15 protein-coding genes are annotated in these 15,270 nt (G+C 44.4%); 5 read left to right on the top strand and 10 right to left on the bottom strand.

Going from position 1 to position 15,270, the window contains the following annotated elements:
* Positions 1-27: 27 nt before the first annotated feature.
* The gene (locus MD535_RS14590; RefSeq protein ID WP_265675750.1) at positions 28-927 is read right to left on the bottom strand and encodes a LysR family transcriptional regulator; all 900 of its coding nucleotides are present in this window, start codon (positions 925-927) and stop codon (positions 28-30) included.
* Positions 928-1,052: 125 nt separating this feature from the next.
* On the opposite strand from MD535_RS14590, the gene MD535_RS14585 reads away from it, so the two are divergent.
* Together MD535_RS14585 and MD535_RS14580 are read left to right on the top strand one after the other, a co-directional pair.
* Positions 1,053-2,117, top strand: coding sequence for an HlyD family secretion protein (locus MD535_RS14585; RefSeq protein WP_265675749.1), 1,065 nt, complete (start codon positions 1,053-1,055; stop codon positions 2,115-2,117).
* Positions 2,118-2,120: 3 nt separating this feature from the next.
* Positions 2,121-3,683 (top strand): DHA2 family efflux MFS transporter permease subunit, encoded by a 1,563-nt coding sequence (locus MD535_RS14580; RefSeq protein WP_265675748.1) that lies wholly within the window; start codon positions 2,121-2,123, stop codon positions 3,681-3,683.
* 99 nt (positions 3,684-3,782) lie between these two features.
* On the opposite strand, the gene MD535_RS14575 is transcribed toward MD535_RS14580, so the two are convergent.
* The 3 genes from MD535_RS14575 to MD535_RS14565 all read right to left on the bottom strand — a co-directional run bounded on the left by MD535_RS14575 (position 3,783) and on the right by MD535_RS14565 (position 7,162).
* A complete protein-coding gene (locus MD535_RS14575) occupies positions 3,783-4,157 on the bottom strand; it encodes a hypothetical protein (RefSeq protein WP_265675747.1) in 375 nt (124 codons plus the stop codon).
* 319 nt (positions 4,158-4,476) lie between these two features.
* Positions 4,477-5,529, bottom strand: a complete 1,053-nt coding sequence (locus MD535_RS14570; protein ID WP_265675769.1) for a permease — start codon at positions 5,527-5,529, stop codon at positions 4,477-4,479.
* A 340-nt stretch (positions 5,530-5,869) separates the two neighbouring features.
* Positions 5,870-7,162, bottom strand: coding sequence for an alpha/beta fold hydrolase (locus MD535_RS14565; protein ID WP_265675746.1), 1,293 nt, complete (start codon positions 7,160-7,162; stop codon positions 5,870-5,872).
* 245 nt (positions 7,163-7,407) lie between these two features.
* On the opposite strand from MD535_RS14565, the gene MD535_RS14560 reads away from it, so the two are divergent.
* Entirely contained in the window at positions 7,408-8,598 is a 1,191-nt protein-coding gene (locus tag MD535_RS14560; RefSeq protein ID WP_265675745.1) for an alpha/beta hydrolase, read from the top strand.
* Between the two features lie 78 nt (positions 8,599-8,676).
* Here MD535_RS14560 and MD535_RS14555 read toward each other — a convergent pair whose 3' ends face one another.
* The 3 genes from MD535_RS14555 to MD535_RS14545 form a co-directional block, all read right to left on the bottom strand.
* Entirely contained in the window at positions 8,677-9,297 is a 621-nt protein-coding gene (locus MD535_RS14555; RefSeq protein WP_265675768.1) for a glutathione S-transferase family protein, read from the bottom strand.
* A 93-nt stretch (positions 9,298-9,390) separates the two neighbouring features.
* Positions 9,391-10,422 (bottom strand): NADP-dependent oxidoreductase, encoded by a 1,032-nt coding sequence (locus MD535_RS14550; RefSeq protein ID WP_265675744.1) that lies wholly within the window; start codon positions 10,420-10,422, stop codon positions 9,391-9,393.
* A gap of 138 nt (positions 10,423-10,560) precedes the next feature.
* Complete coding sequence (locus MD535_RS14545; RefSeq protein ID WP_265675743.1) at positions 10,561-11,145, bottom strand: TetR/AcrR family transcriptional regulator; 585 nt, start codon at positions 11,143-11,145, stop codon at positions 10,561-10,563.
* Positions 11,146-11,562: 417 nt separating this feature from the next.
* Between MD535_RS14545 and cspE the strand changes: the two genes are divergently transcribed.
* Positions 11,563-11,775 (top strand): transcription antiterminator/RNA stability regulator CspE, encoded by a 213-nt coding sequence (cspE, locus tag MD535_RS14540; RefSeq protein WP_102468934.1) that lies wholly within the window; start codon positions 11,563-11,565, stop codon positions 11,773-11,775.
* A gap of 101 nt (positions 11,776-11,876) precedes the next feature.
* Here cspE and MD535_RS14535 read toward each other — a convergent pair whose 3' ends face one another.
* Positions 11,877-12,653 (bottom strand): AraC family transcriptional regulator, encoded by a 777-nt coding sequence (locus MD535_RS14535; protein ID WP_265675742.1) that lies wholly within the window; start codon positions 12,651-12,653, stop codon positions 11,877-11,879.
* 99 nt (positions 12,654-12,752) lie between these two features.
* Between MD535_RS14535 and MD535_RS14530 the strand changes: the two genes are divergently transcribed.
* On the top strand, positions 12,753-13,934 hold the full coding sequence (locus tag MD535_RS14530) for a multidrug effflux MFS transporter (protein WP_265675741.1): 1,182 nt from the start codon (positions 12,753-12,755) through the stop codon (positions 13,932-13,934).
* 121 nt (positions 13,935-14,055) lie between these two features.
* Here MD535_RS14530 and MD535_RS14525 read toward each other — a convergent pair whose 3' ends face one another.
* The gene (locus MD535_RS14525) at positions 14,056-14,316 is read right to left on the bottom strand and encodes a YdcH family protein (RefSeq protein WP_265675767.1); all 261 of its coding nucleotides are present in this window, start codon (positions 14,314-14,316) and stop codon (positions 14,056-14,058) included.
* Positions 14,317-14,416: 100 nt separating this feature from the next.
* Positions 14,417-15,178 carry a regulatory protein RecX gene (locus MD535_RS14520; protein ID WP_265675766.1) on the bottom strand — a complete coding sequence of 254 codons (762 nt, stop codon included), beginning with the start codon at positions 15,176-15,178 and terminating at the stop codon, positions 14,417-14,419.
* Positions 15,179-15,270 lie beyond the last annotated feature (92 nt).

The following is a 15,270-nucleotide window of genomic DNA, read 5'->3' as shown; positions in this document are numbered from 1 at the left end:
ATTCTGTTCGCTTTGTTAACCACTCTTTCACTCTCCGCGTTGCTGGAAAGCCGCTAGCAAGTAATCGATAAATACCTTTTTTCGCTTAGGCATCAGTTTTCTCTCAGCATAGACAAGGCTCACCGACACCTCTGGCATGTTATAGTCGGGCAGTAAACGAATGAGGCGCCCGGCTTGAATATGCTCGCGGCAAATAAATTCAGGTAATACCGCAATCCCTAAACCGTCAATGCAAGCCGTCAAACAGGCGCTGATCGTATTGACTCTCAATTGGTAAGGCAGATCGATTTGTACCGATTCACCATCGGTCAATTGTAAATGCCATTTGGGTAAGCGCGCCGCTTTGTTAAAGACTTCAATCATTTTATGCGGTGACGTCAAATCATGATGGGTGTCAACATGACCAAATTGCGCCAAATATCGAGAACTCGCCACCAGCACACGCGACGATGTCGTTAAGTAGCGAGACACTAAACTCGAGTCAACCAACTCACCGATTTGAGCATAAAGGTCAACCCCTTCTCCAATGACATCAACCTCACGGTTCGTCAGTTCCAAATGCATGGTGACATGAGGGTAAGCCTTTAAAAAACCGTGAATATCCGACGCAAGTACCTGGTGACCTAGCTCTACAGGTAACACTACATTCAACTTTCCACGCACTAAGTCTTGGCTCGCTGATACCTGGATCTCGGCTTGATTCATGATCTCCAACATCTGAATACTCGATTGATAAAATTGCTCGCCTTCCGGAGTCAGCACCAAACTTCGCGTCGATCTCGTGATCAATCTCACACCTAGATGCTCTTCTAGTTCAGCCAATTTTCTACTTACTGTTGATTTTGTCATATTCAAAACTTCAGCTGCATGAGTAAAGCTTCCACAATCAACAACTTGAGTAAAAACACTCACCGCATTTAAATCCATAGAACTTCTCCACACCATCAATTAGTAAGAATATTGCAACAGTGTTTCTCTTTTTTCCCATCTTATCAATTAATGGGAATCATTTACAATTCGTTACACCTAATGCCTGACACGATGAGTACACTATGACCGATAACACCTCTACTTCACCAATTACCGCTAAGAAAAAACGCAATAAAGCACCGCTAATTGCCACTGCAGTGATGCTGTCATTGGGTTTGCTGGGAAGTGTCTATTGGTTTGGTTACGGTCAGTACTTTGAATCAACGGATAACGCCTACCTACAAGGCGATATTACCAACATTAGCCCTAAGGTTTCGGGCTACATAGTGAAGTCCTACGTCACCGACAACCAATTAGTGAAAAAAGGCGATCTGCTGGTGCAAATCGATGATCGCGATTATCAGGCGACACTCGATCAAGCCAACGCACATTTGTCCGTCATCCAATCTAGCGTGCACAACCTTATTGCTCAGCAAACGCTACAGCGCAGTCAAATTTCTCAAGCAGAGAGTCGAGTTGATTCTGCACAAGCCGAATACGACCGCGCTCTGCAGCAGTCGGCTCGTTCTCGTAGCCTTCATCAGCGAAATTACGCCTCACAGGATGAAGTAGACAGCATGCTAGCACAACAAAAAGTCGCCCTTGCCGTCCTAGAAGAAGCGAAAGCCAACGTTGTGGCCAGCAATGACCAAATGACCGTCATCGCCAGTGAAATCGCTCAGGCAAAAGCCTCTGTCACCGAAGCGCAAGCACAAGTAGAGCAGGCGCAACTCAACCTTGATTACACCAAAGTATACGCACCAAACGATGGCATTATTGGTAAACGCAGCGTACGAGAAGGCTTGCTTGTGCAATCTGGTGCTCCACTCATGAGCTTAGTGCCGAACAACAACGTTTGGATAGAAGCTAACTTTAAAGAAACGCAACTCAACGGCATTCATAAAGGTCAAAGTGTTGAAGTTGAACTCGATGCGTTTCCAGGTCAGCCTCTTAAAGGGGTAGTCGACAGCTTTTCCCCAGCAACGGGCGCTAAATTTGCGCTACTTCCGCCAGAAAACGCAACCGGGAACTTTACCAAGATCGTGCAACGTGTTCCGGTGAAAATCATCATCACCAATCAACAACAATTACAAGACCGTTTGTTACCAGGGTTGTCTGTTGTCGCTACGATTGACACGAGAGGTTAACCGATGAGCACTACCGCGACCATCACCTCTACCACCCAAAGCGACAACCAAACGAGCGACGTTTCGACCCGCCATTGGATCGCCTTATTTGGCGGGTTAATTGGCGCTTTCATGGCTATTTTAGATATCCAAATCACCAACTCGTCACTCAAAGACATTCAAGGCGCGCTCTCCGCAACACTGGACGAAAGCTCTTGGATATCAACATCCTACTTAGTCGCTGAAATGATCGCGATCCCTCTCAGTGGCTGGCTGTCAAAAGCACTAGGCAAACGCCGATACCTGACGTGGACCACCACTATATTTACCTTGTCGTCATTGCTCTGCTCATTTTCATGGAACATGACCTCAATGATTGTATTTCGTGCCATGCAAGGCTTTAGTGGCGGTGCGTTAATTCCACTGGCCTTCTCGCTCGTCATTCAGCTACTGCCGTTAAACAAACGAGCCGTGGGTATGGCACTGTTTGGCGTCACCGCCACCTTCGCCCCTTCCATTGGGCCAACCTTTGGTGGCTGGCTAACGGAAAATCTGTCGTGGCACTACATTTTTTACATCAATATTCCGCCCGCACTACTCGTGATATCGATGATTCGTTACGGGCTAGACGATGAAAAACTCGACCTAGGCTCGCTTAAAAAAGCCGACTGGTTCGGGATTGCTACGATGGCGCTAGGCTTAGGTTGTTTAGAAGTGGTGTTAGAAGAAGGCAATCGCGAAGAATGGTTTAGCTCCAGCTTCATTATTGGTTTAAGTATTATTTCTACCGTCAGCTTGGTTTATTTTGTCATCAATGAGCTGCAACACAAAAAACCACTGGTCAACCTGAGGCTACTGAAAGACGGTCAGTTTGCTATGTCTTGCTTGGCCTATTTGATTTTGGGGATGGCACTGCTTGGATCAATCTATGTATTACCGATGTACTTAACACAAATTCAGCAATATAACGCGATGGAGATTGGTGAGGTACTCATGTGGATGGGCTTCCCACAATTGCTGATCTTTCCGTTGGTACCCAAGCTCACGCAGATAATTAAACCGAAATACTTGGTGACGTTTGGTTTTGCCATGTTTGGCTTTAGCTGTTACGTCAATACGCACATGACCGTTGATTTTGGCGGCCACCAATTAATTTTTTCAATGCTGCTTCGCGCTATTGGTAGCCCATTTATCATGGTACCGCTGTCTTTGGTCGCGATGAAAAACATCAGCAAAATGGATACCCCCGATGCCTCCACGTTAACCAATGTGATGCGCAACCTGGGGGGAGCATTTAGTATTGCCATCATCGCCACTCTGTTAGATAACAAAACCCGTGAACATTTAGGGCATATTAAAGAGTCTCTAACAAGCGTGAGCCAGCTAGGGTGGCAAACCCTGCACCAGCAGCAAGCCTTTTTTATGCAGTCTGGCAGTGATGCAGCCACAGCCATGCATCAAGCTCAAGCAACCCTATTAGCAACAATGCAGCGCGATGCGGCGATCATGGCTTACAATGACGTGTTCCTAATGATGACAGCATTTCTTGCCTTTGCAGCGCTACTTATTTTGAATATGAAAGATTAACGCCGACAAAAATGAAAAAAGCGTTAGCGACTTCTACGTCGCTAACGCTTAAAACATCATATTATTGATGGCAGCACCCATCTAGCTAAACGAGAACACTTAGTCTGACACTTCATCCGTGTCGCAATCGGTACAACTTTGCAACGCAATCTCATGTTCAAAAATAACAACATCGTTACCTTCTTCCATTAGCTCTGCGACTTCTTTTTCGTCTTCCGCTTCAACTTGATTGACGAGTTCTTCTGCTGAGTAACCAAAAAAGTTCAATAATAAGTATTCACGCGCTTCGTCTTTGGTGCACGTCACATTCACCGAAAGATCTGGCTCAATGCTGTCTTGCGCAATAATCGATGCAATTTGCGCTATAACATCGTCTTTCATCGCAGCCGTTAACCAACCAAGGTCAGTACTTACAATGGTTTTTTTACAGTTAAAACAAGGCAGTTGATGAAAGTAATATTGAAAATCAGTCATAGGTAGTTTCTTCTTTAAGTGTTGTATAGCGAGATTATGCGCGTTTTCTGAAAAAATACTATCTCAATAAACATTGAGACCGCCGAATAACGTCACGTCATTGATTCGGTACTCAGGTTTCTAACCACATTCCGTCGTGCGTAGATTTGTTCCTGCACCGTTCGCTTTAGGCGATGGACTCATTTGAATAAGCTATCTAACGATTTTATACGACATAAGGTCATTCCTTAAACAACGGTGTCGTATGGATAAGGCTAAGGCAACCAAAATTCAACAACACCGCCCAGAAGATTCCCTTCTAGGCGGTGTTTATGTCACCTTAACCAAAGATGAAGCTATATAAGAATCCAGCGCCAATCGCCATTGTTAGTATCACGACTAAGAAGGCAGCGATCATTTGATTACGAAAAATCGCTTTGAGCAAAATAACCTCTGTAAGACTTGCGCCCGCACTACCAATAATCAAAGCCATTACCGATCCAAGCGCCATCCCTTTCTTCACCAGCGCCATACTTAATGGAATGACCGCTTCCGCTCGGATATACAGTGGAATACCAATTATCGCGGCAATCGGGATGGCATACCAAACATTATCACCAGCATACTCTACGATAAGATCGGTTGGAATAAATCCATAAATAAACGAACCGATAGCCACACCAATTAATAGGTATGGAAGAACTTGAATAAAGTCAGCCCATGTCGTGGTCCAAATACGCGCCCAACGACTTGGATCTTTAACCGCCGTGACGTTGGTTTTGTCTGTACTACAACAAGAAGACTCTTCTATAACGCTTGTTTGGGCTTCGCTTCCACAGCAAGATGGTGATGCTGCGACAGGTTCAGATGTACAGCATGACGCAGTTTCTTCCTTCTTAGGTTCAGAAACACAACATGATGCCGCTTTATTGGAAGAATCGTATGCTTCCGGCTTAACGTATTTCTCAAAACCAAGCTTCTCTAAAACATATCCTGCGGTTACGGACACACTCATTGCGATAGCGAAGTAAAACAGCGCGACTTCCCAACCAAATGTCACAACAAATAAACCAATAATAATTGGGTTCAGAAGCGGACTCGCAAACAAGAACACCATCATTGGACCAAACCCGGCTCTCGCCCTTAATAGCCCTTTAAGAAAAGGAATCGTTGAACACGAGCAAAATGGCGTGATAGAACCCAACAACGCCGCGATGACATAACCTTTACCTTGCTTAGAGCTTAATATCGACTGCACTTTCTCAGGCGTCATGAAATCTTGAATAATGCCAACAACATAGCTGATGACTAGAAACAAGATGACTAATTCTGTCGCGAGAAAAGCAAACATGCCCAGTGCTTCTTTTCCCATATCTATAAATGTAGGACTCATCATTTTTTTAACTCTTCATTTCGAATATTCCGGAATTATAGATCTACAGCGAACCATGTCAATATATATTTCGAAAACATTAGAAATATCTGTTTTCACCCTAGGCAATGCACGCTATGACAATGACATTGCGGTATGAGAGACTTTAGCGGTAGGTTACGGTAAGTAGCTTTAACGGCTGTTAGCTTTAACGGCAACTAACTTTATCTTTACTGCGAAGCACTTCGCGGGCGGTTTAGATTATCAAAATGACAGAATGCAAAACGCCGCGTAAAGCGGCGTTTTGCATTAATCTATCTTGTCATAGAACTTGTCTATAGCACTTAGATTGATAAGGCGATCACTGGGGAAGGTTATCCAGCGCATTCGCCATCGTCACTAAACTGTCCAAAATACGTTCACCATCTACCCCAATACCATTATGCTCATACTCATTAGTGATCCAAGCTTTCGATAATGGCAGCGCAGCCAACGTTTCTCGGCTGTAATCAAGCTCTACATACATATCATCGGCGTAAACCGCACAAGCGACGGGGACGGTGTTCTGGCTCAGTATTTCAGCGTTATAGAGCTCGCACCAATCTTCTTTTTTGGCCAGTAGGTGGGCAGCTTCACGCAGTGGCTTTAAGGTTTCTAGCTGATCAAACATCCATGGATAGACCATTTCGCCAGTAAACTTAAATGCTTGTCCTGGTTGATAATTAAATGTCGCGTACTGGTCACGGACTCGATGAGCAGACCAATTAGACGCCGACCCTTGGCAGTAGATTGACTCATGCAGAATCGCATAAATGGGGTTCGTAAGGTACGCTTGCTCTTGTTGCATCTGATTCAAAAAGCTATAGCTCAGCTGCTTCTGTCCGTTTACTTGTATAAAGGCGCTCTCGAGCGTTAAATACAGTGGCATATTCGCACCACCTCGACCAAGATTAATACCAATCAATTGAAACTGTTCAACGGTAAATGGTTGGCCATTTGGCAGTGTTACGTTATTTTCAAGCAAATACTGAGCAATCTCGCAACACATAGCTTGAGCCTGAGGAAACTGAGCAAAAAACGCCGCATTCTTGTCTGTTACTCGTTGATAAGTGGCTTGGTACACATCGTCAGCATGACGTGAAATTGAAGGTATCCCTCCAGTCACATAACAGCGCAGTAAGCTTTGTGGAAACAGCGATAAATACGTTAACGTACAAAATCCGCCAAAACTTTGCCCTAATGTCGCCCATTGTTTTATACCTAATCGCTCACGTATCGCTTCCGCATCTCGGACAATATTGTCGGCGCGAAAATGCGACAAGTAGTGAGCTTGCTGCTCTGCGCTGAGGTGCGCTAATGACTCTTGATTTATGACCGAGCTATTTCCAGTGCCACGTTGATCGAGCAGTAACACTCGGTATTCTTGTAGCGCACGTTTCAACCATCCCGACTCTCCACTTGCGCGCGGAGAAGGAAAGCCCGGTCCGCCTTGAAAATAAACCAACCAAGGAAGATCTTGACCGTCTTTACCCAAATCAACAAGTTCACGAGCAAATACTTGAATCCGCTCACTGCCCTCATCTTGATAATTCAAAGGCAGGGTAAAAGTATGCTGGCGATACAGCGTGGTTCCATCAATAAAGCTCGATTGCACGTCACTTTCCTTTTTATCACGTCGTGTATGAGAGGCTGCCTAGTCACAAAGGCAACGCTTAGCCAAAAATATTACCATTAATTTTGAGGGAAAGCGTAAAGCTAATGTCATGAGGGATTACAGGGATTATTATCACAATAATTAAAGCGTGCTGTACCTCACCGAGAGGTTCACATTTTTTCGACATCGCTAATATTACTCTAGCGGCACTCAGTTTCTCTACCCTACCCAATAAAGAGTACCGCATGAACATAAAACTAATTTCGTTAAACGTATTACTTGGGCTCGTCTCTTTTGGCTCATTAGCCGCCAATATCGATGCTCACGAAAAATTCCGTGGTGAGCAAGCCCTAGAAGCTGACCAATCACAATGGTTTCGTGAGTTGAGAATGGAAAACTGGACAGAAATAGTACCAGAACAAGATATTCGAAATACACTCAGTAAAATCAATTCGGGTCATACGCTCCGTGACTTCATTAATAATAATAATGAACCCGGTCACTGGACCTATGAATTTACCAAAGTAGCGAATGACTACGCGGCCTCAGCCAACGATTATGATTCCTATCGTCAGGCTTCTATGATGTATCTAATTGCCTCGTACCCCAACCATATGACACAGCACGAACATGTCGCGATTGAGCGTTCCGTCGATCTGTATTTACAAGCAGAATCATTGAGTCAGACTATCGATGTTGAACGCATTACGATGCCTTTAGCCAACGGGCTCTCGATCACGGGTTTATTACATCGCCCAAAGGGTGTATCGAAGCCAGCGGTAGTCTTGTATACCGGAGGGGTGGACAAAATTCTAACGGAGCACAGAGCAGCGATTGAAGGGCTATTAAACCAAGGCTTTGCAGTGGTGACATTCGATATTCCCGGTGGGGGGTTGAATAACAACATCACCGTTGAGATAGGAAAAGAAGATCAGGCTCATCAAGCCGCACTTGCTTATGTCAAATCTGATCAGCGACTCAATGGCAACAATGTCGGCGCACTCAGTTCATCTGGCGGAGGAGTGTCATTAATGACATTCATCTTAAATACTCCAGAACTAAAAGCGGGGGTTGCACGTTGCGCTGTCGTAACAGACGTACTTACCGATACTCAAGTTTTCCATCATGCACCGCTCATGTCTTCCATGTCTTACGGTTATCGCATCGGGGTTGAAGACGTCAGCGATCTCGACTCGTACGGTAAATGGACCATCCCGTTAGCACTGAAGACAAAAGGCTTCAAAACCAATGAAACCGACGTGCCTGTGCTCGCAATCAATACTAAAGATGACATGGTTAACCCACCAAAAGAGATGGAATACACCGCTGGGCTATCCACAAAGGGGGAGGTGGCGTATTTTGGAAATTCAGGCCATTGCCCAGATGGGGAAGAAGCCGAAAACGCGGTCGTTAACTTCTTTGATAAGTATATGTAAAGCGCAAAAAACGAACCCTACACCAGCACAAACCATGAATAACGTAAGCTGTTACTCATTAAGTGATAACAAACTGCGCTATGATGAATAGCTGTCTTCTACCTGATCGGCCTTATTGAACGCATCATGAGTAGCAAGTAACTTGGCGTAACGCTCTAGGTTGGTGAAGTGCACAATTGAACCGTTATTGACCAAGTTTTCAATAATAAAAGACATCATAATATCAGCGCCAGTTAAGCGCTCGCCAACCAAGTACGTTTTGCCAGCTAAGCTTTGATCAAAATAGCTCAACACCTTCAACGTTTCTGTGTCTGCATAGTCAGCTAAGAAATTCGTTTTACAGCCATCTTTCGTCACAAACAGCTTTAAGAGTAACGGCAGCATGGCGGAACTTTCGGCAAAATGCAGCCATTGTGAATACTCGGTATATTCACGCGTACCGCGCTTTGGGGCCAATGCTCCCTGACCATACTTATCAATTAAATATTCCGTAATCGCGCCTGATTCGGTGACAATCAACCCATCGTCTTCCAGTACCGGAGACTTACCCAATGGATGAATACTTTTGAGCTCAGGTGGTGCCAAAAATGTCACGCTGTCTCTTTGATATGGCGTAACCTGGTAATCCACTCCCAATTCTTCAAGTAACCAAATAATGCGTTTAGAACGTGATTTATTTAAATGATGTAGCGTAATCATAAATGTCCCTTTGTCTGTTTCGCCGTGTGTAACGGTCGTATTCATTCACGCCTCGCACTAGTGAGTCCTGATACGAGGCGTCTGATATCGGCGTTATTTAGGCTGGTTAACCTGAATAACTAACTTACCAAAGTTTTTACCTTCAAGTAGTCCCATAAAAGCTTCTGGCGCTTGCTCTAGTCCATCGACAAGGTGCTCACGATATTGCATCTTCCCTTCTGCCAGCCACGCCGTCATATCTTGAGCGAATTCATTGTAACGATGCGCGTAGTCATCAAAAATAATAAAGCCCTGCATTTTAATGCGTTTCACGAGCAGTGCACCCATCAATGCTGACATGCGATCTGGGCCCTCTGGCAGTGAGGTAGCGTTGTATTGAGACACTAAACCACACAGCGGGACACGTGCTGCGGTATTCAATAGCGGCAATACCGCATCAAACACTTTACCGCCAACGTTTTCAAAATAAACATCGATGCCTTTATCACACGCCGCCGCCAGTTGTTCAGCAAAATCCTCAGCTTTATGGTCGATACACTCATCAAAGCCAAGGACGTCTTTTGCATAACGGCATTTTTCTTCACCACCAGCCACACCAACAACACGACACCCTTTTAACTTACCGATTTGTCCAACCGTTGCGCCAACAGGCCCCGTCGCCGCGGCAACAACCAAGGTTTCCCCCGCCTTCGGTGCGCCAATATCAAGCAGGCCCATGTAAGCAGTAAAACCCGGCATACCCATGATGCCTAGTGCAAACGAAGGATGCGTTGGATGTTGTCCTAGCTTAATGAGACCTTCTCCATTAGATACTCCGTAATCTTGCCAACCGGTATAAGCAAGTACCCACTCACCCACTGGAAAGTCTGAATTATTTGACTGCTCAACTTGGCATACTGTTGCCCCAACCATCACGTCATCAAGCTCAACAGGATCAGCGTACGATTTCGCGTCGCTCATGCGACCACGCATATAAGGGTCCAGAGACAAATAAATACTACGTAGCAACATTTCATTGTCGCCAATAGCGGGTACATCAGCGTTTTCAATACGAAAATCCGCTTGAGTTGGCGCACCAACAGGACGAGATGCCAGCACGATACGGCGATTGGTAGCTTGGGTCATTGGGTTTTCCTTTTTGTCGTAGTAACACTGATCCATCAATATAATTAGACCAGTCGTCTAGTGTTTGTTTCTAAAAATCCCGCCCTCTACTTGCTGCTAGAAACACATCTACAACAAGTAATCTGGCGGGTCTATTTTTTATTTAGCTAGAAGCTGCTTTGTTGTTGTAAAGGCTTGTTCTAACCCTAGTTGATCTTGAGTAAGTTTGCTCATTAGGCTTGCACCAAGCCAAAGCTGATAAATAACTTGCGCCGTATTTTTGCTATCGGTCACATTAATCGAGCCATCTTCAATCCCACTTTGCAAGCAGTTAGCAATTGCAGCGACCACACTGTTGGCCCCTGATAACAAGGCCTCTCGCATTGGCGTAGACAGATCTGAAACTTCAGCACTGAGCTTAACGACCAAGCATTTATGTGCATTACAACTGCCATTTTCCACGCTTAACCAGCGACTAAAGTATGTTAATACTCGCTCTAGACCAGAGCCTTCTCCACGAACTAAGATAGCGTTAATCCGCTCAAGATAGTGGTAAAAGTAATCTTCAATCAACGCTTCGCCAAATTGCTCTTTGGATTTGAAGTAATGATAAAATGAGCCCTTAGGCACATCAGCGCTTTTCAATAGTTCAGACAAGCCAACACTAGTGAAGCCCTTCGTTACCACTAACTGGTAACCGACATCCAAAATATGCTGACGTGTATCGTTGTTTTTTGTATTCATGTCGTTACCATACATAAAAATAGACCAGTCGTCTAGTTTCATTTTAAACCCTGTTCTCGGGTTTTCTTTCCAAAAGAATTGAGCATGATTTGGCAAGGTCTATCGTCTTTTACAACATAATAAGGGAATGGGGCTTTAGGATAAAAACGGTAACATCTTGTCACCACTGCAATTTAAATAAAAGTCAAAAAAAAGCTGTACAAAAAACAAACAATCTATACTATATCGCTCAGTTGTTCAGAGAGTTATTAAATGCAGCATCGAGTACAAGTAAAACTTCCACTACTAAACCTTGGTTTTGTAGTTAGGCGTTTCCCTTTTATTTAAGCGTAACATGATATAATTCAACCAATTAGCAAGCTACAATAGATTGTTAATATTGAACTTTTCTTAAATCAAATGAATAAGGGGCATCACATGTCTAACACAACAACTGGTACAGTAAAATGGTTCAACGAAACTAAAGGTTTCGGTTTTCTAACTCAAGATAACGGTGGCGATGATGTATTCGTACATTTCCGTGCTATCGCATCTGAAGGTTTCAAAACACTTAACGAAGGCCAAAAAGTGTCTTTCGAAGTTGAGCAAGGTCAAAAAGGCCTACAAGCGAACAACGTTGTTGCTATCTAACTAGCCGCAATGAGTATTCATTTCGGTGAATGCTAAAACGAATAAATGAAAGGTCGCCATTGGCGGCCTTTTTTGTGCTTGCTGTAAAAACCTATGTCGCATTAGAGCTCGCGCTGCTTGGTAAAACTTAACGGCGTCTCCCCTGTATGCTGTTTAAAAAAAGCAATAAATGCGCTGTCAGATGAGAAAGCCAACCTGTGAGCAACATCCCCAACTTGCCCTCCTTCGCATAACCACTCAATCGCTTTAAGTAATCGCCACTGCTGACGCCAATCTTGGTATGGCATGCCCGTTTCTTGTTTAAAAATGCGCGTCACGGTTTTAGTACTTGCGCCGACTTGTGTCGCTAACGTGGTAAGGCTGGGTGCTAAATACGCGCCGGATGAGAGTTGCTGATTAAAGCCTTGCAACCTCTTGTGCTTGGGAAGAGGCAGATAAAAGGCGTGCCGCTTGGCTTGATGGAATTCTTCCCAAAATAACGTTGCCGTTGCATTCATTTTTACAGCAGGCAGATCCCAAGGCCACAGCGCCATTTTATTGATCAGCGCTTTCATCACTTCATTCACTTCTATTGTGGTGATCGTCTTTGGTAGGGTGAACTCGCTCGGTTCAAAATACACCGAACGATAAGCCACCACATTGGTCATAAATGCTCGATGCCGTGTATAAGGCGGAATCCAAACCGCTTTGGTGGGCGGCAGAATGCACAACGAACCTTCAAGTTCGAAACTCATGCAACCCTGCGGGGCATACAATAACTGTCCTTTATTGTGCTGATGTAGGCCAGAATCATGCTGGCCGACGTCTGCAGCAATACCAACAATAGGCACCCGGATACTATCGGCATCAAAGGCTGTACTCTCGGAAATAAATGCCATATGTCCTTATTTTGATGTTATTGGTATTAATATTGTTAATGGGAATAGAGTAGTCCTATTTATACTTCTCGCCAAGTTAAATCAATACGAGAAAACACAATGAAAACCAAACCTTCACTGGGACTCATGGTGACGATGCTGATGTTTCCGCAGATAGTGGAGACGATTTATAGCCCCGTTCTAGGCTCCATCGCACAACATTTTTTTGTGACCGATGCACAAGTCGCACAAACTTTATCCATCTACTTTATCGCTTTTGCTATTGGCGTTGTGGCTTGGGGCGTGTTCGCCGATAAATATGGCAGACGACCTGCAATGCTTTGTGGATTAATTATTTATGCAGGAGCCTGCGCGATCGCTTTATTGGCAGACAACTTTGCCACCATAATGTTGGCGCGATCACTTAGCGCCTTTGGTATTGCAGTAGGCTCCGTGGTCACGCAAACCATGCTTAGAGATGCCTACAGTGGTGAAGAGCTAAGTAAGGTATTCAGCCTTATGGGGATGGGTATTGCTATTAGCCCGGTCGTTGGCATGCTACTAGGAGGGCAGTTAGCGCATCTGGGAGGACATCAAGCGGTGTTCTTTACTTTGTTAGTCATGGCTATGCTGTTATTGCTATTTAACGCGGTGAAACTGCCCGAGACTCAACACGAAAAGCGCCCTCTTAAGCTAACGGCTTTAGCAAAGAAAATGTTAACCGACGTCAAAGTATGGCAATCGGCGATATTGGTCTCGGTCTACAACATTGCCCTATTTTCCTACTACCAATTGGGAGGATTTGCCTTTTCAGACCTAGGGTTAACGGCTGACGAGTTTGGCTATAGTGGCGTTGCCTTAGGTATTGGGACACTGTTAGGAAGCACTCTCAATCGTTATTTACTGTCATCACGCTTGCTTGCCAGTCCATCGTTATCAAACACTAGCGTTCAAACCCGCCTATTAGGGCTATCAGCAATACTACTGATGACTGGAGGGCTTGGCGTCAGTTACACGCTAACGTCTATTTACTTCCTTATTCCAATGATGCTTATTCCCATGATGATGGTTGTAATGGCCTTTGGAATCGCCATCCCAAACATACTGAGCATTGCGTTAGTCGACTATAAAGCACAAGCGGGCAGCGCTGGCGCGTTATTTGGCCTCAGTTATTACTTAATGATTGGCGTTGGGCTTGCGGTAGCAGGGTATATTCAGCACTTAGGGATAGTGTTAATGGGGTGTGGTGTTATCGCGATTGTCATCATGGTCATTGCGTACCAAAAAGAGCGCCGCTCATAATTCTTTCTCTTCTTGCTATTCATGGCGACTTGTCGTTATGTGCAACACAAACTATTGCCAACTCTGTCGTGGTGGAGTTCAGAGTTGGCATCGCTAATTACGCCTATAATAGCCAGTGATCTTATTGCGGACTGGTGTGCTTATGGTGCTCTGTTAGCTGTAGATAAAGTTGGTCTTTTAGCTCCATCCGCTTCACTTTAAGAATATGCATATTCTCATCGTCAATAGGACTGCCGGAAATCTCTAGCTGGCGGATATCATAATCAAGCTGATGGTACTGTTGAAGGTCGGCTTTAAATGTCGGGTCATCGTGGTTAAGTTGAACAATATCGAGTTTAAGTTCTGGAAAATCCAAAATAAAAGCATGATTTTCATTGAGCATCGGCATTCCCTCTTCCGTCTAATTACTTATGAGTATAGAAGTTATCAGCGCGCAGAAATGTGTCTTAAAACGCAAAGCCAAACATTGTTCGACCATTGAATTACTGTTCTGCTTCACTTAAAGCAAATTGAATCTCTTCCGAGGAGTATCCCTTACGACTCAACATTCCATAGGCTTTGCTGCGTTCTTTTCGATTCGTAAGATCATACGCTTTCTTTTCTAGCTGCTCTAAGCATTGCTGAAAGAAATCGACCTGTTCCGACTCAGTCAAACGATTGACTACCGCCTCCAAATCAGAAATATCAATCTTTCTTTGCCTTAGCTCTTGGCGGATCACAATCAGCCCTTTCCCTTTACGTGCCAGCTTTAAAACCTCTTTCTCTATGTCGGCTTTTTGAGCCTTAATCTCCAGCTTAGACTGAAGTTGACCCGCATCGGCGTGTTGGTTAACGGCTTCTTTTACTTGGGAAAAGCTAAAGCCACGGTTTTGTAGAGTAGAGAACAATTTCTCTTTACTCATTGTAAGCTCTTGATAGTAGTGGTTTACCCTATCATTCAAAATGATTTGTTCATCAATGGCTTTCTCTGCTTTTACCCTATCGATGCATTCCAAAATAAGCGCGTCTGTTAACCCTTTGAGCTTCAATTTTTTAATAATATAACCAGAACCATATTCCCCCATAAATGCACGCTCGGTAAATTGCAGTGCAAAGTCTTTATCTGACTTTAAATAACCAAAGTCTTGCAGCTTGGCCATTGTGTCTGCGATCCATTCTTCATTGTCTGTTTTGACTCGCAACTTGCTCAGCAACTCGCTTTGCGTCATGTCTTGGCGGCCAAGATGCCACAAAGCTGAGTTCATCACGCTCTCAATTCGCGTCGCTTTTTTTATTGGGTTTCGATCGTTACTCAAATTTAATCATCCTACTTATCCATTTCACTCAATGAAGATCA

The organism is Vibrio qingdaonensis (assembly GCF_026191675.1).
Lineage (GTDB): Bacteria > Pseudomonadota > Gammaproteobacteria > Enterobacterales > Vibrionaceae > Vibrio > Vibrio qingdaonensis.
This window is presented reverse-complemented; position numbering and strand designations above follow the sequence as displayed.